Consider the following 19,399-nt stretch of genomic DNA (forward strand, 5'->3'; position numbering starts at 1 on the left):
CGCCGCCTCAGGCGACGTCGATGGTGCGTTCCTGGCGCAGGCGCTGGACGGCATCCAGGCCGTAGTGCGCGTAGACCAGCGCCGAGAACACCGGCAGGATAATCCAGGCGGGCGGCAGCAGGTTCAGCAGCGAACAGATCAGGCCGATGATCCAGAAGCCGCCATTGTGGCGCTCCAGGATGATCTTGCGCTCGACCGGGCTGGCGTGCTCGACGATGGCGTCGACCCGCATCATGCGCGAGAAGGCGAAGGTCCACCAGAAGATCGGCAGCACCAGGGCCATCGGCGGCACCAGCCACAACGGCATGGTGAACAGCCAGCCAAGCACGAACGCGCCCGACACCCAGATCGCGTTCCAGACGCTGACGGAGGTGGCCAGCTTGCCCTGCCGGCCGAGGCCGGCGTATTCGCGTTGGCCGACGTGGCGCAGCACCAGCGGCATGACGAACACGGCCGCGATCGCCAGGCCCAGCACGCCCGACAGCGGCAGCAGGATCGACACCGCGATCACCGGCACCAGGTAGATCTTGAGCGAGAACAGCCCCATCGCCAGCAGCCATTCCTCGGTGCGGTTGATGAAGTCCCAGTGCGAGGCCTGGGCGGCGAGCCAGTCGGTCAGGGGCGTCCAGAACAGCCAGAACAGCAATATCACGCCGACCAGCGCGATCAGGAACGGCAGCAGCACGGCGAACAGCATCGTCGGGTGGCACTGCGACACCAGCGCGCGCTTGAACGCCAGCCCGACGCCACTCGCGGCGCGGGCGAAACGGCCGGTTTCGGGCGGAGGGGAATCAGTGCGCAAGGCGGTCATCGCAGGACGAAAGGAAGGTGAGCATCCCGGGTATGATAGTCAAACACGCCCCCCTGCGCTCGTATGACACTACTTGTACCCGGCTCCGACCTCACCGCCTTGCGCGCCCAATTGGCGGCCTCGCCCGATGCCTGGCTGGTCGCCTGTTTCTGCGCCGCCTGGTGCGACACCTGCGAGGAATACAAACCCAAGCTGCGCACGCTGTCCGGCGCCCTGCCGCAGCATGTCTTCGCCTGGATCGACATCGAGGACCACGCCGAATTGCTGGGCGAGGTCGACGTCGAGAATTTCCCCACCCTGCTGATCCAGATCGGCGGCCGCGTGGTGTTCTACGGCCCCATGCTGCCCCACATCGGCCATCTCGAGCGCCTGCTCGAAAGCCTGGACGCGCAGAGCGCCGCGGTGACCGCGGCCTTGCCCGACCTGCCCCGGCTGCTCGCCGCCTGACAGCCACGCCGGGCCGGATATCCACGCCTCGGGGGATGCTCGGCGCAATTGGTCGTTATTGCTGCAACAAGGCGCCGATGGCTTGCGCCGCCCCGCGCAGCAGCGGCACGATCTCACGCACCCGGGCGTCCGTCATGCGGTTGTGGGTCGCGGCGACCGTGACAGCAGCCAGCAACAGACCACTCTCGCCATACACGGGGACACCCAGCGCGCTGATGCCGGGCACCGCGCGATTGGCGATATGCGCGTAGCCGACCTTTGCCACCAGGGCGCAATGCGTCCGGACATCGTCAGCGTCCAATTCTCCATATGCTCCGAGCCGCGGCGCAACGGCCTCGATGATGCGTTTCTGTTCCGCTGCCGGTAACGCCGCCAGCAGCGCCAGGCCGCCCGCGCTCACGCCCAGGGGTTGGCGGCTGCCCAGCGGCAGCGCCGGCGTCTGCACGGGATAGGTCCCCTGGATGCGATTGATGCAGACGGCGTCGTCGCCGCTGCGCACAAACAGGAACGTCGTATCGCCCGTCACGCGGGCAAGGTCCGCCAGGGTGGCCGTGCTCAGGTCGCGCAGATTGAAACGATGCGCCGCCGCCAGGCCCAGCTCGAACACCAGGGGACCCAGCCGGTAACGACGGGTCGCGGCATCCTGCACCGCCATGCCTTGCGCGACGAGCGCCTTCAGCAGCCGATGCATGGTGGGCCGCGTCAATTGCGCGGCCTGCGCCAGATCGACCAGCCGCAGGCCGACATCGGCCTGGCGCGCCAACAGTTTGAGCACCAGCACCGCCCGGGTAATGCCTTGGGCGCCATCGACCCGCGCGAGGGAATCATTCATGCCATTCCAATTAGTGGAATTATTTTTGGTTGTGTTGCGAGTGAATTTATCGCAACGCTAGCATTTATCGCCAGTAGCAGGAGTATTTCACTGAATCATGGGTCTCCATTCAATTCCAAATAATGGAATAAACCATGAACTGCTCCCGCGCATTTCCTCACATGGAGCCTGCCGATGAATCACCCCCCGCCCGTCTGGTCCGCTCGCGATCGCGTCGCCTACGAGCCGATTACCCAACGTCGCCCATTCGTCCTGCCCGACGGCGCGCGCGTTGCCGTCTGGACCATCGTCAACGTGGAAAACTGGCTGCCGCAACACGCGATGCCGCGCGCCGTCCTGCCTCCGCCGATGGGACAGCCGTTGCTGCCGGACATTCCGAATTGGTGCTGGCACGAGTACGGCATGCGCGTCGGCTTCTGGCGCTTCCTCGAGACCTTGGGCGCGCGCGGGCTGAAGGCCACGCTGGCGGTCAATGGCACCGCCTGCCGCGAATACGCCCAGGCTTGCCAGGCGGCGCTGGAGGCCGGCTGGGAATTCATGGGTCACGGCCATGTGCAACAACCGATGCACCGGGTGGCCGACCAGGCCGCGGCGATCCGCGACACGATCGCGGCCATCCGCGATGTCACCGGCCGGGCGCCGCGAGGCTGGGAAAGCCCCGGGCTGACCGAAACGGATGACACGATCGATCTGCTGGCCGCCGCCGGCATCGAATACGTGGCCGACTGGGTGCTGGACGACCAGCCGGTGCCCATCAGGACACGCACGGGAAGCATGCTGTCGGTGCCCTACACCGTCGAACTCAACGATGTCGTCATCTCCGCCGTGCAGCAGCACCGGTCCGAGGAATTGTTGATCCGCGGCCGTGACCAGTTCGACCAGCTCTACCGGGAAGGGGCGAGCATCCCGCGGGTCATGGCGATCTCGATCCACCCTTATCTGACGGGCGCGCCGCATCGCATCCGCTACCTGGCCGAGCTGTACGACCACATCCTGTCGCACCCGGATGTGTGCCTGTGCACCGGCGGCGACATTCTCGATATCTATCGGAATCAAGCCGACCAACCCGAGCAGGCCTAGCCCGGAGCCGAACATGGACCTTCCCCGCGTTCTCCTGCTGGCCACCGGCGGCACCATCGCCATGACGCCCGGCGCCGATGGCGGCATCACGCCCGCATTGGACGCCCATGCCCTGGTCGCCGCGGTTCCGGGCCTGGCCGCTTTGGCCAGCCTGGAGGTCATCGCTTTCTCCAACAAACCCGGGGCGTCCCTGACGCAGCAAGATCTCGCGCAGCTCGCGGCGTTGATCGAGGAGGGATTCGCCCGCGGCTGCCAGGGCGCGGTGGTGGTCCAGGGCACCGACACCATCGACGAGACTGCCTTCGCCCTGGAATTGCTGGCGCGCCGCCCGCTGCCCATCGTCGTCACCGGAGCGATGCGCGGCGCGGCGGCGCCGGGCGCCGACGGCCCCGCCAATCTGCTGGCGGCGGTCACCGTGGCCGCCGCCCCCGCGGCGGCCGGCATGGGCGCGCTGGTGGTGCTTGGCGACCAGGTGCACGCCGCCCGCCATGTGCAGAAAGCGCATACCACGCTGCCGTCGGCCTTCCATTCGCCTAGCCGGGGACCGCTGGGCACGCTGTGCGAGGGACGCCTGCATCTGCACGCCCGACTGACGCCGCTACCCGCGCTGCGGTCTCCGCGCCCATTGCAGGAAGCGCCCGTCGCGTTGCTGCGTATCGGCCTGGACGACGACGGCAGGTTGCTACCCGCGCTAGCTGCCCTGGGCTTTCGCGGCGCGGTCATCGAGGCGATGGGGGCCGGCCATGTGCCAGGCCACCTGGCCCCGCTGCTGGGCGACCTGGCGGCGCGGATGCCCGTCGTGCTCAGCACCCGGGTGGCCGCCGGTCCGGTGCTGCGCGCCGCCTATGCCTTCCCCGGATCGGAAAGGGATCTGCTGTCCCGCGGGCTGATCCATGGCGGCGCGCTGGGAGGCTTGAAGGCGCGCCTGCTGTTGCGCCTGCTGCTCGCCACAGGCGCTTCGCCGGCGGAACTGCCCGCCGAATTCGCCCGACGCTGCGAAGCGCTCGCCTAGGGCCCATCGAGATTCAAAGGAGACTGCCATGCAAACGCGCCGCTACGCGCTCGGGATGTTCGCCGTACTGCTTTTCTCATATGTCATCAACGCCGTCGACCGGCAGCTGTTTTCAGTCCTTGCCACGGATGTACGCAACGCCCTGGGCCTGACCTTGCCACAGGTTGGCCTGGCGTCGACGGTCTTCACGCTGGGCATGGGCCTGGCGGGCATACCGACCGGCTATCTGCTGGGCAAGGTGTCGCGCAAGTCCGTCACGCTGATCGGGCTGGTCATCTTTTCCGTGGCCACTTTCCTCACCGCCTATGCGAAAGGACTGCCGGACCTGCTGGCCTACCGGTTCATTTCCGGCCTGGGCGAAGCCATGCAGCTGACGGCGCTGCTCGCCATTGGCACCAGCTACTTCCTCCAGCACCGGGCGGTCGCCGCGAGCTCGCTGAATTTCACATTCGGCATCGGCGCCATCATCGGCCCCAATCTCGGCGCGGCGATCCTGGCCGCAAGCCACTGGCAGATGCCCTTCATCGTTTTTGGCCTGTCGGGCATCATCGCCATCATCCTGATCGTGCCCCTGGTCAAACCCTGGTTCAGCGAAGCGCAGGCGCTGCCGACGCAGGCCGAAGACACCGCCAGCCCGGCGGCCGGGACCAGCCTGTGGGCGCGCACGCCGGTCATGCTGGCCATCGCGACCGCTTTCGCCGGTCTGTCGATCTATGGCTATCTGGGCTTGTATCCCACCTACCTGCGCGAAGCCCTCGGTTTCAGCCCCAAACAGGCTGCGGGCGCAGTCAGCTTCTACGGCCTGGGCGCCCTGCTATCGCTGCTGGGAGGCTGGCTCGGAGACCGCTACGACTATCGCAAACTGTTGTTCGGGTCGCTGCTGTTGTCGGCGTTGGCCGGAGGGCTGCTGTTCACCGACCTGGAGAAATCGCTCAGCGCGCACGCCGCCATGTCGTTCATCTTCGGCGCCGCCATCAGCGGCATGGTGTATGCCAACCTGTCGGCAGGCATCATCAAATCCGTCAGTCGGGCCAAGGCGGCGCAGGCCTCGGGCCTGTTCGTGGCCTGCCTGTATGTGCCCGCGGCCTTCGCCGGGTATTTGCTGGGTCAATTGAAATTGACGCTGGGTTGGACTCAGGCCGGCATTCTCCAGGTAACGGGCTGCGCGATCCTTGCGGCATTGTTCTCGATCGCGGCCGGCGTGCGACGTCCGGATCCGCTCCCCACAACGACAACAAGCACCCCATGAACGCTGCATCACCGTTGCCTTGAAACAAAAAAGCGTCCATCAAGGACGCTTTTCTTTTGGCGCGGGCTGCATCGGCGATGCAGGCGCGCAACGCTGCGACTACTTGCGGCTGCCACCCAGCAGGACGGCGATCTGGCGCTTGGGCGTGGACGAATTGCCGCCCTGGCGCGGCGCGTCCGGCTCTTCGGCCGGGGCCGACGGAGTCGACGGCTCGTAGGGCTTGAGGAAGAAGTCGTCCACCGGCTGGCGCGACGGGCTACCGCCCGAACGGCGTTCCGACGAACGGCTACCGCGCTCGCGGCCGCCTTCGCGCGGCGACGCGGCGCGCTCTTCGCGGCGGCCATGGCCATGGTGGCTGCGCGCGACCAGGTCGGCGGGCAGTTCCAGCGTGCCGCGCGGCACTTCGCGCTTGATCAGCTTTTCGATGTCGAGCAGGAAACGCTCTTCGTCGCCGGTGAACAGGGCGATGGCTTCGCCCGTGGCGCCGGCGCGGCCGGTACGGCCGATGCGGTGCACGTAGTCTTCGGCGTTGTACGGCAGGTCGTAGTTGATGACGCAAGGCACGCCGGCCACGTCCAGGCCACGCGCGGCCACGTCGGTGGCGACCAGCACTTCGAGTTCGCCCGCCTTGAAGGCCTCGAGCGCCTTCATGCGGTCGGCCTGGGTCTTGTCGCCGTGGATCGATTCGGCCTTGACGCCGTCGCGCTCGAGTTCGCGCGCCAGGCGCGCGGTGCCGATCTTGGTGTTCGAGAACACGATGACCTGCTTCAGGCCACGCGACTTCACCAGGTGCACCACCGCCGCGCGCTTCTGGTCGCCCGACATCTTGTAGGCGATCTGCGTGATGGTGTTGGCCGTGGCGTTGCGCGCCGCGACTTCGATTTCCACCGGCTGGTTCAGGTACGAACGGCCGAGCTTGCGGATTTCGTTGCTGAACGTGGCCGAGAACAGCAGGCCCTGGCGCTGCGCGGGCAGCAACCGGATGATGCGTTCGAGATCCGGCAGGAAGCCCATGTCGAGCATGCGGTCGGCTTCGTCCAGCACCAGGATGCCAACCTGGCTCAGGTTCACGTTCTTCTGCTCGACGTGGTCGAGCAGGCGGCCGGGCGTGGCCACCAGCACTTCGCAACCACGGCGCAGCGCTTCTTTCTGCGGACCGATATCGACGCCGCCGAACACCACCGCGGAACGCAGCGGCGTCTGCTTGCTGTAGCGCTTGACGCTTTCGTAGACCTGGTCCGCCAGCTCGCGCGTGGGCGTCAGGATCAGCGCGCGCACCGGGTGCCGCGCGGGCGAGGCGCTGGTGTTGGCCAGCGGCATCAGGCGATGCAGGATGGGCAGCGTGAAGGCCGCCGTCTTGCCGGTGCCGGTCTGGGCCGCGCCCATGACGTCGCGCCCCTCGACCACGACGGGAATGGCTTGCGCCTGGATCGGGGTGGGCGTGGTGTAACCGGTTTCGGCGATCGACTGCAACAGCAGGGGATGCAGCCCGAAGTCGGAGAACGTGGGCGTAGGCGCGGGCGCTTCGGCGGTGGGTGCTGCGGATTGAGTGGATTCAGTCATTAGGGTTTGGCAGATACCGGGACCAGTGGAAAAGAACAAAACGAGAGTGCTGCGAGCACTGCACGACATATGCATCGGGACAACCGGAACGCGCGCCACGCTCGCGCGGCCACGTGCGAACCACCCCGATGCGCAAGCGCGTCGCGGGCAATCGGCACCCTGCCTTGCAGGCCAGGTGGCGCATTCTGGTTTCGATACTTATGAGGGCAGTACCAGGCCCGGATTGCTGTGGATAACTTAATTTTAGCGCAGCCGGGCCCCGGGGCGGTCAAGCCAGTGCCTGGGGGCGACTCCTTTGGCCTGGCGGAAGCTCTTGCTGAAATGGCTCAGGTTGGTGAATCCGGTCGCCAGCGCGGCCTCCGTGACGCAGTATCCGGCCTCCAGCATGGACGCGGCGGCCTCCAGCCGGACCGACTTCAGGTAGGCGTGGACCGAGCGCCCGGCCACCTGGCGAAAGCCCGCCTTGAGCTTTTTCTCGCTCAGGCCGACCTCGCGCGCCAGGCGCAGCACCGTCCATTCCTCGCCATAGCGGGCCTCGATCAGGCGCCGGGCCTGCGCCAGCTGGCGCCGCTCGCGAGCCGCCACCGGCGCCTCGCCGGCCGCGCCGCTCATGGTTTCCAGCACGATGGCCAGGGCCTCGAGCGCCTTGGCGCGCATATACAGCCGGCGCGCGGTGGCGTCTTCGTGGCGGCAGTCCAGGACGTCGGCGGCCAACCGCAGCAGGCCGGGCGGCGCCGGAAAGCCGGCCATCAACGAGCCGGCCGCCGGCACGCTGTGATCCAGCACGAAGGCGCCGCGCAGGGCCGCCAGCGGCCGCCCCCCGGCGCGTAACAGCCCGGCCGGCGAATAACGGATGTCCACCAGACGGACGGTCTGGCCGCCCGGCATCTGGAAACGGCCCCGTGCCCCGCGTTCGCCCGTCTGTACCACGGCCATGCCGGGGCCGACGTTCAACGGCGCCCCACCGTCGATCGACATGCAGGCCCGGCCTTCCAGGAAGACGGCGATGCACAACATGGGCGGGCCCTCGGCGGCAACATCCAGGCCGACCTCCGGCGCGCCGTTCCAGACCGACAGGGTCAGGTCTTCGTCGAACGCCTCCACCCGTGACAGCGCCGCCCACGCAGCGGGAATCGGCGCGGCGGGCAGCAAGGGGTGGCCGGAACGATGTCCCGGCCAGTCGGTCGCGGGCGCCAGCGCGCCAGTGGCGAAATCCAAATTTAGACCCCGAATTGAACAGTGCGGGTACGGAAACCGTTAGTGCGCCCCGATCCCAATAACAATAATTCTCATTAATAATTCTACTGAAATCCTGCTTCGACGACATGACTCTTTCGCTCCCCTTCCGCCACACCGCGCTGACGGCCGCCCTGTGCGCCCTGGCCGTTCCCGCCGCCGCGCAGTCCCAGTCCGTCAGCGAGCTGGCCCCCATCACCGTCACCGCGAGCAAGCAGGAACAGGCGCTGCGCGATTTCAACGGCGCCGCCGTGGTGGTGCCGGCCGACACCCTGCACGCCGCCCAGGTCGACAGCACCCTGCAGCTGTCGCGCGTGCTGCCGGGCGTGCAGATGTCCAGCAGCGGGTCATTCCTGTTCCCGGTCATCTCGGTGCGCGGCATCACCTCGGCCCAGGACTTCTACAACCCCGCGCTCACCGTCTACGTGGACGGCGTGCCGCAATTGCCCACCTTCGCCTCGCAGCTGCTGACCGACGTCGAACGCGTGGAACTGCTGAAAGGCCCGCAAGGCACGCTGTATGGCAAGAGCGCGATGGGCGGCGTGTTGAACATCGTGTCGCGGCAACCGGACAACGATCCCTACTTCCGCGCCACCGCCGGCGTCGCCAGCCGCGACGGTTACCTGTTCAAGGCCAGCGGCGGCGGGCCGCTGGTCGACAACCTGCTGTACGGCTCGGTGGCCGCCGCGGTCAACGACGCCCCCGGCCGGCTCGACAACCCAGTCACCGGCGCCAGCCATGTCGGCGGCACTTCGGCCAACGCGGGCGCGGCGCGCCTGCGGCTGGCGCCGGCCGGCAGCCCCTGGGAAATGGGCCTGGCGGTCAGCGGCGAATGCACCCGCGGCAGCCAGGACGTCTACGTGCCCTTCGACGATCCCGGCAGCCGGCGGGCGGCGATTTCCCCGGACATGCCCGCCTCGCTGGCCGATCCCTACCAGAAGCGCTGCAGCGGCAGCCAGGCGTTGACCGGCCGCTACGATTTCGACGGCTGGCGCCTGGATGCCGTGGCCGCCTGGCAGCAGTTGCACTACGACCGCCACTTCACCCTCGGGCCGACCTACACCAGCCAGCCCGAGCGCTGGCGCCAGCAGATGCAGGAACTGCGCCTGTCGACCACCGGCACGCACGCGGTCGACGGCGTCGTGGGCCTGTATCGCCAGCGGGTCACGCAGTCGCGTTCCGCGCTCAGCCAGATGCAGATGCCCGGGATGCAAATCGACGCATTCACGGCCGGCTCCCGCAACACCAGCGAGTCGACCGCCCTCTACGGCGACGCCACCTGGCACGCCACCCGCGCGCTCGACCTGTCGGCCGGCCTGCGCTATTCCCGCGACAAGGCATCCACCCGCTACGACGGTTCGACGCTCAATAGCGTGACCTACGGCCAGGACCCCTTTGGCGGCGCGGGCTCGACGTCGGGCAGCACGGTGCTCGGCAAGCTGTCCGCCGGCTATCGCCTGTCGCCCGAATGGCGCGTGTACGCCAATGCGGCGCAAGGCTACAAGCCCGGCGGCTACAACCTGGCGCCGTCCAACCCGGCCGATGCGCGTCCCTTCGGCAAGGAACGCGGCGTCAGCTACGAGGCGGGCACACGCTTTGACGGCGATACGTTGCGCGGCGGGGCCGCGCTGTACCGCACCGACATTCGCGATGCGCAGCTCTATGTCAGCGACCAGATCGGCTATCAGCACATCGAGAACGTCGGCAATACGCGCTCGACCGGCGTCGAGTTCGACCTGAGCTGGGACGTGACGTCGCAATGGACGCTGGGGCTGGACGGCTTTCTCAACCACACCACGTTCCGCAGTTTCAACAGCGACGCGGTCTGCCCCGGCTGCGACGGCAACCGCGTGCCGTTCTCGCCGGGCTACGGCCTGAACGCCAGCGCCCGCGGCCACTTCGACGCGGGCATCGGCCGCCTCTCGCCGACCCTGACCGTACGCCGGATCGGCGCGCAGTTCTTCGACATCGGCAACAGCCTGCGCCAGGACGCCTACACGCTGGTCGACCTGAGCCTGGCATGGCGCATCCGGCCGCAGGTCGAGGCCACGCTGTACGTCAACAACCTGACCGACCGGCGCTACCGCACCTACGCCTTTGGCGGCGGCGCGCGCGGCAGCTACGCGCAGGTCGATCCCGGCCGCACCGTAGGCCTGAACGTCGCCTTCGAATACTGACGCCGGGCCCCGACGCGATGCCGAACGCCTCCCTCGCGCGCCTGCCGACCGCGCGGGTCATTGCCGCCATCGGCGGCATCTGCATGGTCCAAAGCCTGGTCAGCGGCATCGCCTTCCAGGGCGTGCCGGCGCTGCTGCGCGACAGCGGCGCGCCGCTGGACCAGGTGGGCCTGGCCTATCTGGCCTTCCTGCCGTGGGCCCTGAAATTCCTGTGGGCGCCGTGGATCGAGCGCTATCGCCTGCCGCAGGGCCAGGCACGGCGGCGCACCCGGCGCATCGTGCTGCCGGGCCAATGGCTGCTGGCCGCGCTGCTGTTCCTGCTGGCGATCCTGGGCCAGCCGGCCCTCCCCGTGCTGCTGGCCGTGCTTGGCCTGATCTCTCTCACCGCGGCCACCGTCGACATTGCCGGCGACGCCTTCGCGGTCGAGCAACTGGCGGCGCGCCGGCGCGGCTGGGGCAATGCGACCCAGGTCGGCTCCAGCTATCTGGGCATGTTCCTGGGGGCCGGGCTGTTCGTGGTGCTGGCGGGCAGCCATGGCTGGCGCGTGGCGGCCGCCGTGATGGGCCTGCTGGTGCTGCTGCTGACCCTGCCGTTCGCCAGGCTGCGCGAGCCGGCCCGCGCGGCCGATGCGCCACCGCACCGTCCCAGCCTGGCCCACGCGGTGGGACGGCCCGGCGTGCGGCTGGGCCTGCTCATCACCGTGGTGTTCCAGGCCGGCTCGCGGCTCGCCGCCGGCATGACCTCGCCGCTGTTGCTGGACCGTGGCGTGCCGCTGGCCTCGGTGGGCTGGATCAACGGCGCCGGCGCGGTCGTCGCCGGCCTGGCGGGCACGTTGCTGGGGGCGCTGGCGCTGCAACGCTGGCGCGCGCCGCGCGCGGTGGTCGCGGCCATGGCCCTGCAGGCGGCCGCGCTGATCCTGTTCGTGGCCGGCGTCGCCGCGCCCGGCCTGGGGTTGCCGGCCGCCGGCCCCGGCTGGCTGGTGGCGCTGGCGCTGCTCAAGGCAGCCACGGCCGCCACCGGTTTCGTCGCGCTGTACGCCTTTCTCATGGGCCAGGCCTCGCCGGCCCAGGCGGGCGTCGACTTCACGCTGTTCCAGTGCGCCGACGCGCTGGTCGCCATGGTCGGCGGCCTGGCCGCCGGCTGGCTGGCGCAGCACCTGGGCTATGGCGCCTGCTTCGGCCTCGCCGCCGTCCTGGGCGCGGCCGGCCTGCCCGCCCTTTTCGTCCTGATGCGGCGCGCCGCGCCGCCCTCGTCTTCTGGAGAATGAACATGTCTGAACGCACCGTCGTCATTGCGGGCGCCGGCGTCGCCGGGCTGGCCTGCGCCTGGTGGCTGGCCCGCCAGGGCTGGCGCGCCGTGGTGGCCGAACGCGCGCCTCATCTGCGCGATGGCGGCTACATGATGGGCCTGTCCGGCCCCGGCCTGCTGACCGCCCGCCGCATGGAACTGGTGCCCGCCCTGCGCGCCGTGGAACGCGAAATCGGCGAGAACGTCTATCGGGACCGCCGCGGCCGCGAAGTGATGCGGATCCGCTATCGCGAGCTGCTGCGGGAACTGGACTGGATCACCCTGCGCCGCACCGATCTCGTGCAGGTGCTGCACGCCGCGGTGCGCGACCACGCCGAGATCCGGCTGGCCACCACGGTGGCGGACTGTAGCCAGGATGCCCATGGCGTGGACGTGACATTGTCGGATGGGTCCCAATTGCGCGCCGATCTGCTGATCGGCGCCGATGGCGTGCGCTCGCCCCTGCGCGCGCAGGTCTTCGGCGCCGAAGCGGCGACGCCATCGCCGCTGGGCTACCGCTACGCGGCCTATGACGTCGACGACGACACCGGCATGGCGCGCGACTTCGTGTCCTACGCCGCGCCGGGCCATCAGGTCGAATATCACGGGCTGGGCGGCGGCCGCAAGGCGGCCCTGCACGTCTGGCGCAGCCACGAGAGCGGCTGGGTCGAGACGCCGCGGCGGCTGGGCCTGCTGCGGGAACTGGCGCGCGCCACCCACGCGGAAGTGGGCCGGCAGCTGGACACGCTGTCCGCCGACACGCCAATCGTCATGGATGACCTGGCGCTGGTCGAGCTGCCGCGCTGGCATCAGGGCCGCATGCTGCTGGCCGGCGACGCCGCCCATAGCCTGTCCCTGATTTCTGGCCAGGGCGCGGGGATGGCATTGGCAGGCGCCTACGTGCTGGCGCAGGAACTGGGCCGGTTGCCGATCGAACAGGCCCTGGCGGCCCATGAACGGCGGCTGCGGCCCGTGATCGACAGCCTGCAACTGCGCAGCCGCAAGCTGGCGCCCGTCTACGTGCCAGCCTCGGCATTCGCCTTCGGCCTGCGCAATACGGCCTTGCGCCTGTTGCCCAGGCTGATCCTGAAACGCTATTTCCTCAGCGGGCTGAAATCCGAAATGGAAGCCGCCGCGGCGCTGGGCTGACCGGCCTCAACCCGCCAGCCAGCGCAGCCCCCACAGCATCAGCATGCCGACCACGATGACCAGCACCGCGCTGCGGGTGCGCAGGAAGACCAGGATCGCGACGATGCCGGCCACCAGCTTGTAGTCGAAGATGGGGCCCAGCCCCGCCTTCCAGGGCAGCAGGTCGGGCACCACGATGGCGGTGAGGGCGGCGGCCGGCGCATAGCGCAGGGCGCGCCGCACGCCGTCGGGCAGCGGAATGTAGTCGCCGAACAGCATGAAGCCGGCGCGCGTCAGCACGCTGCACAGCGCCAGCAGCAGGATGGCGGAATAGACGTAGATCTCGGAGGGCCAGAGGGTCATGCGCGCGCCTTGAAGAAGCGTTCGGCCCACATGCCGGCCACCACGCCGGCGATGACCGCGGCCGCCAGGCCCAGCCGCAACGGCAGCACCTGGCCGGTCCAGGCGACCACGCCCGCGGCCAGCATCGAGACCAGCATGGGCTTGGAATTGGCCAGCGGCACCGTGATGGCCAGCAACGCCAGCACCGCCGCGAAATCCAGCGACCAGCCGGCCGGCACCATGGTGCCCAGGTAGATCCCGACAATCGACGAGGTCTGCCAGACGAGCCAGCCCGGGGCGATGGTGCCGATGAAGTACCAGAGCTGTTCGCGGGTGCCACGCTCGGCGGCGTCGCCGAACCGCGGCATGAACAGCACGAAGCCCATGTCGGTGGTGAAATAGCCCAGCCCCAGGCGCTTGGGCCAGGACAGGTGGCGAAAATAGGGTTGCAACGCCGCGCCGAAGATCAGGAAGCGCAGGTTGACCACGCAGCCGGCGGCGAAGATCAGCCACAACGGCGCGCCGGTGGCGATGAGCGGCAGGGAGGTGAGCTGGGCCGATCCGGCGTACAACAGCAGGGTCATGGCCAGCGCCATGGATTCGGTCAGGCCGGACTTGACCATGGCCACGCCGGTCACCAGGCCCCAGGTCGCCGTGGCGATGAGGGCCGGCACGATGGCATGCACGCCGGCGCGGAAGGCGGCGACGCGCGCCTGGCGGACCTCCCGGGGGTCTTCGGTTTCGGGAAACGCTGACTCAGAGGACAACGGCGAGCCCCTGGGGATTCGAACAGAACGACATGGATACTCTGTGGGGAAGGAACCGCACGACAACCTGCTCGCCCGCCGGGCCCGCGGCGCCCGCAGGCACCGCGCCGGTGCACGAATGGAGCGCTATTGTAACCTCGCCGCTTGATACAATACGGCCCTCAGGTTTAGTGAGGGAGCAAACCATGTCGATGGCTGACCGCGATGGCTTCATCTGGTATGACGGCAAGCTCGTGCCCTGGCGCGACGCGACCACGCACGTGCTGACGCACTCCCTGCACTATGGCCTGTCGGTGTTCGAGGGCGTGCGCGCCTATCGCTCCGAGATCGGCACCGCCATCTTCCGCCTCGAAGACCACACCAACCGCCTGTTCAACTCGGCGCACATCTACCAGATCCCGATGCCGTTCGATCGCGACACGATCAACGAGGCCCAGCGGATGGTGGTGCGCGAGAACCAGCTCGAATCCGGCTACCTGCGCCCGCTGGTGTTCTACGGTCCCGAAAAGATGGGCGTGTCGCCCAAGGGCGCCAAGGTGCACGTGGCGATCGCCGCCTGGCCCTGGGGCGCCTATCTGGGCGAGGAAGCCCTGTCGCAGGGCATCCGGGTCAAGGTGTCGTCGTTCGCCCGCCAGCACGTCAACGTGACGATGCCGCGCGCCAAGGTCGCCACCACCTACGCCAACTCGATCCTGGCCAACACCGAGGCCCTGCAGGACGGCTACGACGAGGCCCTGCTGCTGGACACCGAGGGCTTCGTGGCCGAAGGCTCCGGCGAAAACCTGTTCCTGGTCAAGGACGGCGTGCTGTGCGAACCCGAGATCGCCTCCGCCCTGACCGGCATCACCCGCTCCACCATCCACGCCCTGGCGGCCGACTTCGGCCTGCGCGTGGTGACCAAGCGGCTGACCCGCGACGACGTCTACATCGCCGACGAAGCCTTCTTCACCGGCACCGCCGCCGAAGTCACGCCGATCCGCGAGGTCGACAACCGCCAGATCGGCTCGGGCCGGCGCGGCCCGGTCACCGAGAAGCTGCAGAAAGCGTTTTTTGACATGGTGAATGGCCGCAACCCGAAGTACCATCACTGGCTGAGCAAAGTCTGATCCACGCCGCCCTGCCCGGCAGGGCGGCATTACTGCCCCAACCTACCGATTTACCGGTATTTTTTATTCAGGAAACTCCATGACCGCCGCTGCCCCGGCCGCCGCCCCCCACGAAGTCATCGAAGTCGGCGCCGAAGACCTGCCCGTGTTCTGTCCGGGTCCCAAGGCCCCGCTGTGGAGCATGCACCCGCGCGTCTTCCTGGACGTCGCCCGCAACGGCTCGGCGCGCTGCGCCTACTGCGGCGCCGAGTACAAGCTCAAGCCCGGCACCGTGCTGCACGGCCACCACTGAGAACCGCCGCTTAACAGCCATCTGTCCCGCCATCATGTTCGCCACGCCCGAAGAAGCAGAACACGCGTTCTACGAAGCCCTTGAGCAGGGGGACACCGTCCGCCTGATGCAAGTGTGGGCGGACGACGAGGAAGTCGTCTGCATCCACCCGGGAGGCCTGCGCATCGTCGGCCACTCGGCCGTGCACGAGTCCTGGCAGCACGTGCTGGCGAACGGACCGCTGCACATCCGGCCGCTGCGCCCGCTGGTCATGCTGAGCATGATGTGCGCGGTGCACGTGTTGGTCGAGCAGGTCGCGGTGCGCACGCGGGAAGGCACGCAGTTCGCCAACTGCTACGCCACCAACATCTATCACAAGGGTCCCACGGGCTGGCGCATGGTCATGCACCACGCCTCGTCGGCGCCCACCGAAGCCGGGGTGCTCGACTTGCACGACGTGCCCGACATGCTGCACTGATCCGGGTCGACTTTGGCTGCTGCACGTTTCGACACAACGCCCTGCCCTGTTCCCTCCTGGCTGCCCGGAGGCGATGCCCAGACGGTGTACGCCGCGCTGTTCGCGCAGTACCACCGCATCGCCTTCGTGCGCGACCGGGTCGAGACGCCCGACACCGATTTCGTCGATTTCGACTGGACCGGTCCGGGGCTGTTCCCGCACAAGGCCGCCGACGGCGCGCCCGTGAGCGGCCAGCAGCCCGTGGCCAACGGCAAGACCGCCGCCGCGCGCTGGATGACCGACGCCGACTGGAAGTCGCTGCCGCAGACCGCCGACACGCCGGCGCTGCTGCTGTTCCACGGCCTGGAGGGCGGCAGCAACAGCCGCTACGCGCAGTCGATCGCGCATCACTTCCGGGCGCGCGGCTGGATCGTGGTCATCGCGCACTTTCGCGGCTGCTCCGGCGTGCCCAACCGCCTGGCGCGGGCCTACTACTCGGGCGATTCGGCCGAGGTCGGCTTCCTGCTCAACACGGTGCGCAACCGCATCCCGCATGCGCGCTGGCATGCCGTGGGCGTGTCGCTGGGCGGCAATGCGCTGCTGAAATACCTGGGCGAACACCAGGAAGACACCGGCTGGCTGACGGCCTGCGCGGGGGTCTCGGTGCCGCTGGACCTGGTGGCCTGCGGCAAGACGCTGTCCACGGGGTTCTTCAACCGCAAGGTGTACACGGGCCACTTCCTCAAGACCCTCAAGCACAAGGTGCTGGAGAAGGCCCACCGCTACCCCGGCGCCATCGACGTGATGCGCATCGCCCACGCCCGCGACCTGCGCGACTTCGACGACGCCTACACCGCGCCGATGCATGGTTTCCGCAATGCGCTCGACTACTGGACGCGCGCGTCCAGCAAGCCGTGGCTGCCGCGCATCTCGGTGCCGACGCTGGTGCTGAACGCGCTGAACGATCCGTTCATCCCGGCCAGCGCGCTGCCCAAGCCGGACGAGTGTTCGCCCACCATCCTGCTGCACCAGCCCACCGATGGCGGCCACGCCGGCTTTCCGACCGGCGCCTTTCCGGCCCACCTGGGCTGGCTGCCGCAACGGCTGGGCCGCTTCTTCGAGACCGGGCTGTAGGCGCCGGGCGGCGCCCGCGGCGTCAGCCCGACTTGAAGCGTTCCAGCAGCTGGCGCTCTTCGGCCAGCTTGTCCTTGACTTCCTTGATCTGCACGTCGATCTGCGATTGCTCGTAGAAATCGCTCGACATGCCGCGCGCCTGCTGCAACTGCGATTCCGCCGCCGCGAAGGCGCCGGTCAGGACGTAGTAGCGCGCCAGGTCGCGGCGCGCCTGCACCGGCTTGCCGGTCCGCTCTTCGCTGTTCGCCAGCATCTGGTAGAGGCTGGGCTCGTCGCTGCCCCACTGCTTGATCTTGGCCCGCAGGTAGTCCTGGGCCTCGGCATGGCGGCCGTTGCTCTGCAACGCCGCGGCGTAGGCGATGCCCAGCGCCCGCTGCTCCGGCCAGCGCTTGGTGGCGGCCTGCGCCAGGTCCAGCGCGCGCCGGTTGTCCTTGCGCGCCAGGGCGATGTCGACGGACAGCTTGGCCATTTGCGCCGACTCGCGCCCGTCGGCCGCGGCCAGGCCCAGCTGGCGCTCGGCGTCGTCCAGGTTGTTGCGCTGGAACGCCTGCAACGCCAGCCCGTAGTAGGCGGCGGAGCGGCGCACGCCGGACAGGGCCTGGGCCTCGTCCTGCAGCTGCTGCGTGGCCGAACGCAGGCTGACCGCGTCCCGGCCCTGCACCACGCGCATCTTGGCGCGCACGTACCAGAAGTCGTCGCTGTCGACGTGGCGCGACGGCGGCAGCGAGCGCACGCGGTTCTGCACGTCGGACATCCGTTCGATCGACAGCGGGTGGGTGCTGGCCCAGGAACCGCCGCCCGCCCCTTCATTCAGGCGCGAGGCGTTCATCAGGCGCGAGAACATCTGCGCCATGCCCTGGGCGTCGTAGCCGGCCTTGGTCAGCATGGTGAAGCCGGCCCGGTCGGCCTCGCGTTCGGCATCGCGCGAGAAACCCAGCTGGCGGTTGATGGCGGCGGCCTGGCCGAACGCGGCCACGCCCATCGCCAGGTTGCCGCCGCCGCCGGCCAGCGCCGCCAGCAGCGCGCCCGCCAGGCTCGCCAGCATGACCATGCTGTTCTGGCTCTGCTGCGTCATGCCGCGCGCGATGTGGCGCTGGACCACGTGGCCGATTTCGTGCGCCAGCACCGCCGCGAGTTCCGATTCGCTGCCGGAGGACACGATCAGCCCGGTGTTGACGCCGATGAAGCCGCCCGGCATGGCGAAGGCGTTGATCTCGGGATCGCGCACGCCGAACATCTCGACCTCGGGCACCGCGCCGGGCGCGAAGGCCGCCAGCTTGCGCCCCATGGTGGTGAGGTACTGGCTGAGTTCGGGGTCATCGACATAGGTCGGATCACGGCGCCCCTGCGACATGATCGCCTCGCCCAGGCTGCGTTCCAGCATCGGCGAAAGCTCCGCGGAGGAAGCGGCGCCCATCGAGGGCAACCCCACGGGCTGGGCCCAGGCAGTGACCGGCAAGGCCGGCGCCGCCAGCGCGACACAGAGTCCGACGATCGCGCCTCGCTGCGCAATCGAGCAAATGGATGGCATTTTTCTGCGATTCATGAACCTATGATAGCGATGCGCTTAAAATGTTTCACCGATTGCCCCTTATGAGGTTTCAATGCGCCCCGTCCGTAAAGCCGTTTTTCCCGTCGCGGGCATGGGTACGCGCTTCCTGCCCGCCACCAAGGCGATGCCCAAGGAAATGCTCCCCGTCGTCGACAAACCGCTGATCCAGTACGCTGTTGAAGAAGCCGTCGCCGCCGGCATCACCGACCTGATCTTCGTTACCGGGCGCAACAAGCGCGCCATCGAAGACCATTTCGACTCCGCTCCCGAGCTCGAATCCGATCTCGAAAGCAAGGGCAAGCATGAGCTTCTGGCAATGGTGCGGGGCATTCTACCTGCCCACGTCAATTGCCTCTATATCCGCCAATCGGCGCCGCTGGGCCTGGGCCATGCCGTGCTGTCGGCCGCCCCCGCCGTGGGCGACGAACCTTTCGCCGTGCTGCTGGCCGATGACCTGATCGACGCCGATACGCCGTCCATCAAGCAGCTGGTGGACGTGGCCGTGGCCCGCGGCGCCAGCGTGCTGGGCGTGCAGGACGTGCCGCGCGAAGACACGCGCAAGTACGGCATCGTCGCCGCCCAGGCAGACGACAGCCGCGCCGACGGCCGCACCGAACGCGTGACCCACATCGTGGAAAAACCCGATCCCGCCGACGCGCCCTCGACGCTGGCGGTGGTGGGACGCTACGTGCTGGAAGCCGCGATCTTCGACCACCTGCGCTCGACCAAGCGCGGCGCCGGCAACGAGATCCAGCTGACAGACGGCATCGCCTCGCTGATGCGCGAGCGCGCGGTGTACGCGCACCGCTACGAAGGCACGCGCTACGACTGTGGCAACAAGGCCGGCATGTTCGAGGCCACGGTGGCGCTGGGCCGCAAGTACCACGGCCTGCTGCCGCGATAAGGCGGCCGACGCCCCCCCTCAGGACCCGACGCGAGCGCCCCTG

19 protein-coding genes are annotated in these 19,399 nt (G+C 68.6%); 12 read left to right on the top strand and 7 right to left on the bottom strand.

Annotated elements, in window-relative coordinates; all coding sequences use genetic code 11:
• Positions 1-7: 7 nt before the first annotated feature.
• Positions 8-811, bottom strand: a complete 804-nt coding sequence (locus tag I6I07_RS01340; protein ID WP_198485440.1) for an EI24 domain-containing protein — start codon at positions 809-811, stop codon at positions 8-10.
• A gap of 63 nt (positions 812-874) precedes the next feature.
• Here I6I07_RS01340 and I6I07_RS01345 point away from each other — a divergent pair, with 63 nt between their 5' ends.
• Positions 875-1,258, top strand: a complete 384-nt coding sequence (locus I6I07_RS01345) for a thioredoxin family protein (protein WP_198485441.1) — start codon at positions 875-877, stop codon at positions 1,256-1,258.
• A 55-nt stretch (positions 1,259-1,313) separates the two neighbouring features.
• Here the strand turns inward: I6I07_RS01345 and I6I07_RS01350 are convergent, their stop codons facing one another.
• Positions 1,314-2,090, bottom strand: coding sequence for an IclR family transcriptional regulator (locus I6I07_RS01350; protein WP_198485442.1), 777 nt, complete (start codon positions 2,088-2,090; stop codon positions 1,314-1,316).
• 174 nt (positions 2,091-2,264) lie between these two features.
• On the opposite strand from I6I07_RS01350, the gene I6I07_RS01355 reads away from it, so the two are divergent.
• From I6I07_RS01355 to I6I07_RS01365, 3 genes are read left to right on the top strand one after another with little or no spacing between them, the layout of a single operon-like run.
• On the top strand, positions 2,265-3,170 hold the full coding sequence (locus I6I07_RS01355) for a polysaccharide deacetylase family protein (RefSeq protein ID WP_232625850.1): 906 nt from the start codon (positions 2,265-2,267) through the stop codon (positions 3,168-3,170).
• A gap of 13 nt (positions 3,171-3,183) precedes the next feature.
• Positions 3,184-4,182 (top strand): asparaginase, encoded by a 999-nt coding sequence (locus I6I07_RS01360; protein ID WP_198485443.1) that lies wholly within the window; start codon positions 3,184-3,186, stop codon positions 4,180-4,182.
• 28 nt (positions 4,183-4,210) lie between these two features.
• Positions 4,211-5,431: an MFS transporter gene (locus I6I07_RS01365; RefSeq protein ID WP_232625852.1), complete on the top strand. Its 1,221-nt coding sequence runs from the start codon at positions 4,211-4,213 to the stop codon at positions 5,429-5,431.
• Positions 5,432-5,530: 99 nt separating this feature from the next.
• On the opposite strand, the gene I6I07_RS01370 is transcribed toward I6I07_RS01365, so the two are convergent.
• Complete coding sequence (locus tag I6I07_RS01370; RefSeq protein WP_198485444.1) at positions 5,531-6,994, bottom strand: DEAD/DEAH box helicase; 1,464 nt, start codon at positions 6,992-6,994, stop codon at positions 5,531-5,533.
• 243 nt (positions 6,995-7,237) lie between these two features.
• Positions 7,238-8,212, bottom strand: coding sequence for a helix-turn-helix transcriptional regulator (locus I6I07_RS01375; protein ID WP_232625854.1), 975 nt, complete (start codon positions 8,210-8,212; stop codon positions 7,238-7,240).
• A 107-nt stretch (positions 8,213-8,319) separates the two neighbouring features.
• Between I6I07_RS01375 and I6I07_RS01380 the strand changes: the two genes are divergently transcribed.
• The 3 genes from I6I07_RS01380 to I6I07_RS01390 are packed head-to-tail and all read left to right on the top strand — an operon-like array spanning position 8,320 to position 12,844.
• Positions 8,320-10,407, top strand: a complete 2,088-nt coding sequence (locus I6I07_RS01380) for a TonB-dependent receptor (RefSeq protein ID WP_198485445.1) — start codon at positions 8,320-8,322, stop codon at positions 10,405-10,407.
• A gap of 17 nt (positions 10,408-10,424) precedes the next feature.
• A complete protein-coding gene (locus I6I07_RS01385) occupies positions 10,425-11,675 on the top strand; it encodes an MFS transporter (RefSeq protein WP_198485446.1) in 1,251 nt (416 codons plus the stop codon).
• A 2-nt stretch (positions 11,676-11,677) separates the two neighbouring features.
• Entirely contained in the window at positions 11,678-12,844 is a 1,167-nt protein-coding gene (locus tag I6I07_RS01390; RefSeq protein ID WP_232625856.1) for an FAD-dependent oxidoreductase, read from the top strand.
• 6 nt (positions 12,845-12,850) lie between these two features.
• Here I6I07_RS01390 and I6I07_RS01395 read toward each other — a convergent pair whose 3' ends face one another.
• Positions 12,851-13,186, bottom strand: a complete 336-nt coding sequence (locus tag I6I07_RS01395; RefSeq protein ID WP_054432916.1) for an AzlD domain-containing protein — start codon at positions 13,184-13,186, stop codon at positions 12,851-12,853.
• Complete coding sequence (locus I6I07_RS01400; protein ID WP_198485448.1) at positions 13,183-13,932, bottom strand: AzlC family ABC transporter permease; 750 nt, start codon at positions 13,930-13,932, stop codon at positions 13,183-13,185. Before I6I07_RS01400 ends, I6I07_RS01395 begins: the two co-directional genes overlap by 4 nt.
• A 185-nt stretch (positions 13,933-14,117) precedes the next feature.
• Between I6I07_RS01400 and I6I07_RS01405 the strand changes: the two genes are divergently transcribed.
• The 4 genes from I6I07_RS01405 to I6I07_RS01420 all read left to right on the top strand — a co-directional run bounded on the left by I6I07_RS01405 (position 14,118) and on the right by I6I07_RS01420 (position 16,900).
• Positions 14,118-15,038, top strand: coding sequence for a branched-chain amino acid transaminase (locus I6I07_RS01405; protein ID WP_198485449.1), 921 nt, complete (start codon positions 14,118-14,120; stop codon positions 15,036-15,038).
• A gap of 79 nt (positions 15,039-15,117) precedes the next feature.
• Positions 15,118-15,330, top strand: a complete 213-nt coding sequence (locus I6I07_RS01410; RefSeq protein ID WP_054432911.1) for a zinc-finger domain-containing protein — start codon at positions 15,118-15,120, stop codon at positions 15,328-15,330.
• Positions 15,331-15,364: 34 nt separating this feature from the next.
• The gene (locus I6I07_RS01415; RefSeq protein ID WP_006393176.1) at positions 15,365-15,787 is read left to right on the top strand and encodes a YybH family protein; all 423 of its coding nucleotides are present in this window, start codon (positions 15,365-15,367) and stop codon (positions 15,785-15,787) included.
• Between the two features lie 12 nt (positions 15,788-15,799).
• Complete coding sequence (locus tag I6I07_RS01420) at positions 15,800-16,900, top strand: YheT family hydrolase (RefSeq protein WP_006393175.1); 1,101 nt, start codon at positions 15,800-15,802, stop codon at positions 16,898-16,900.
• Positions 16,901-16,922: 22 nt separating this feature from the next.
• Here the strand turns inward: I6I07_RS01420 and I6I07_RS01425 are convergent, their stop codons facing one another.
• Positions 16,923-18,446, bottom strand: coding sequence for a M48 family metalloprotease (locus tag I6I07_RS01425; RefSeq protein ID WP_198485450.1), 1,524 nt, complete (start codon positions 18,444-18,446; stop codon positions 16,923-16,925).
• A 58-nt stretch (positions 18,447-18,504) separates the two neighbouring features.
• Here I6I07_RS01425 and galU point away from each other — a divergent pair, with 58 nt between their 5' ends.
• Entirely contained in the window at positions 18,505-19,356 is an 852-nt protein-coding gene (galU, locus tag I6I07_RS01430; RefSeq protein WP_198485451.1) for a UTP--glucose-1-phosphate uridylyltransferase GalU, read from the top strand.
• Positions 19,357-19,399: the final 43 nt, after the last annotated feature.

The organism is Achromobacter deleyi, assembly GCF_016127315.1.
GTDB classification, from domain to species: Bacteria; Pseudomonadota; Gammaproteobacteria; order Burkholderiales; family Burkholderiaceae_B; genus Achromobacter; species Achromobacter insuavis_A.

Coding starts and splice junctions, on each gene's coding strand:
- I6I07_RS01340 (WP_198485440.1), bottom strand. CDS start 811: ATGACCGCCTTGCGCACTGATTCCCCTCCGCCCGAAACCGGCCGTTTC.
- I6I07_RS01345 (WP_198485441.1), top strand. CDS start 875: ATGACACTACTTGTACCCGGCTCCGACCTCACCGCCTTGCGCGCCCAA.
- I6I07_RS01350 (WP_198485442.1), bottom strand. CDS start 2,090: ATGAATGATTCCCTCGCGCGGGTCGATGGCGCCCAAGGCATTACCCGG.
- I6I07_RS01355 (WP_232625850.1), top strand. CDS start 2,265: ATGAATCACCCCCCGCCCGTCTGGTCCGCTCGCGATCGCGTCGCCTAC.
- I6I07_RS01360 (WP_198485443.1), top strand. CDS start 3,184: ATGGACCTTCCCCGCGTTCTCCTGCTGGCCACCGGCGGCACCATCGCC.
- I6I07_RS01365 (WP_232625852.1), top strand. CDS start 4,211: ATGCAAACGCGCCGCTACGCGCTCGGGATGTTCGCCGTACTGCTTTTC.
- I6I07_RS01370 (WP_198485444.1), bottom strand. CDS start 6,994: ATGACTGAATCCACTCAATCCGCAGCACCCACCGCCGAAGCGCCCGCG.
- I6I07_RS01380 (WP_198485445.1), top strand. CDS start 8,320: ATGACTCTTTCGCTCCCCTTCCGCCACACCGCGCTGACGGCCGCCCTG.
- I6I07_RS01385 (WP_198485446.1), top strand. CDS start 10,425: ATGCCGAACGCCTCCCTCGCGCGCCTGCCGACCGCGCGGGTCATTGCC.
- I6I07_RS01390 (WP_232625856.1), top strand. CDS start 11,678: ATGTCTGAACGCACCGTCGTCATTGCGGGCGCCGGCGTCGCCGGGCTG.
- I6I07_RS01395 (WP_054432916.1), bottom strand. CDS start 13,186: ATGACCCTCTGGCCCTCCGAGATCTACGTCTATTCCGCCATCCTGCTG.
- I6I07_RS01405 (WP_198485449.1), top strand. CDS start 14,118: ATGTCGATGGCTGACCGCGATGGCTTCATCTGGTATGACGGCAAGCTC.
- I6I07_RS01410 (WP_054432911.1), top strand. CDS start 15,118: ATGACCGCCGCTGCCCCGGCCGCCGCCCCCCACGAAGTCATCGAAGTC.
- I6I07_RS01415 (WP_006393176.1), top strand. CDS start 15,365: ATGTTCGCCACGCCCGAAGAAGCAGAACACGCGTTCTACGAAGCCCTT.
- I6I07_RS01425 (WP_198485450.1), bottom strand. CDS start 18,446: ATGAATCGCAGAAAAATGCCATCCATTTGCTCGATTGCGCAGCGAGGC.
- galU (WP_198485451.1), top strand. CDS start 18,505: ATGCGCCCCGTCCGTAAAGCCGTTTTTCCCGTCGCGGGCATGGGTACG.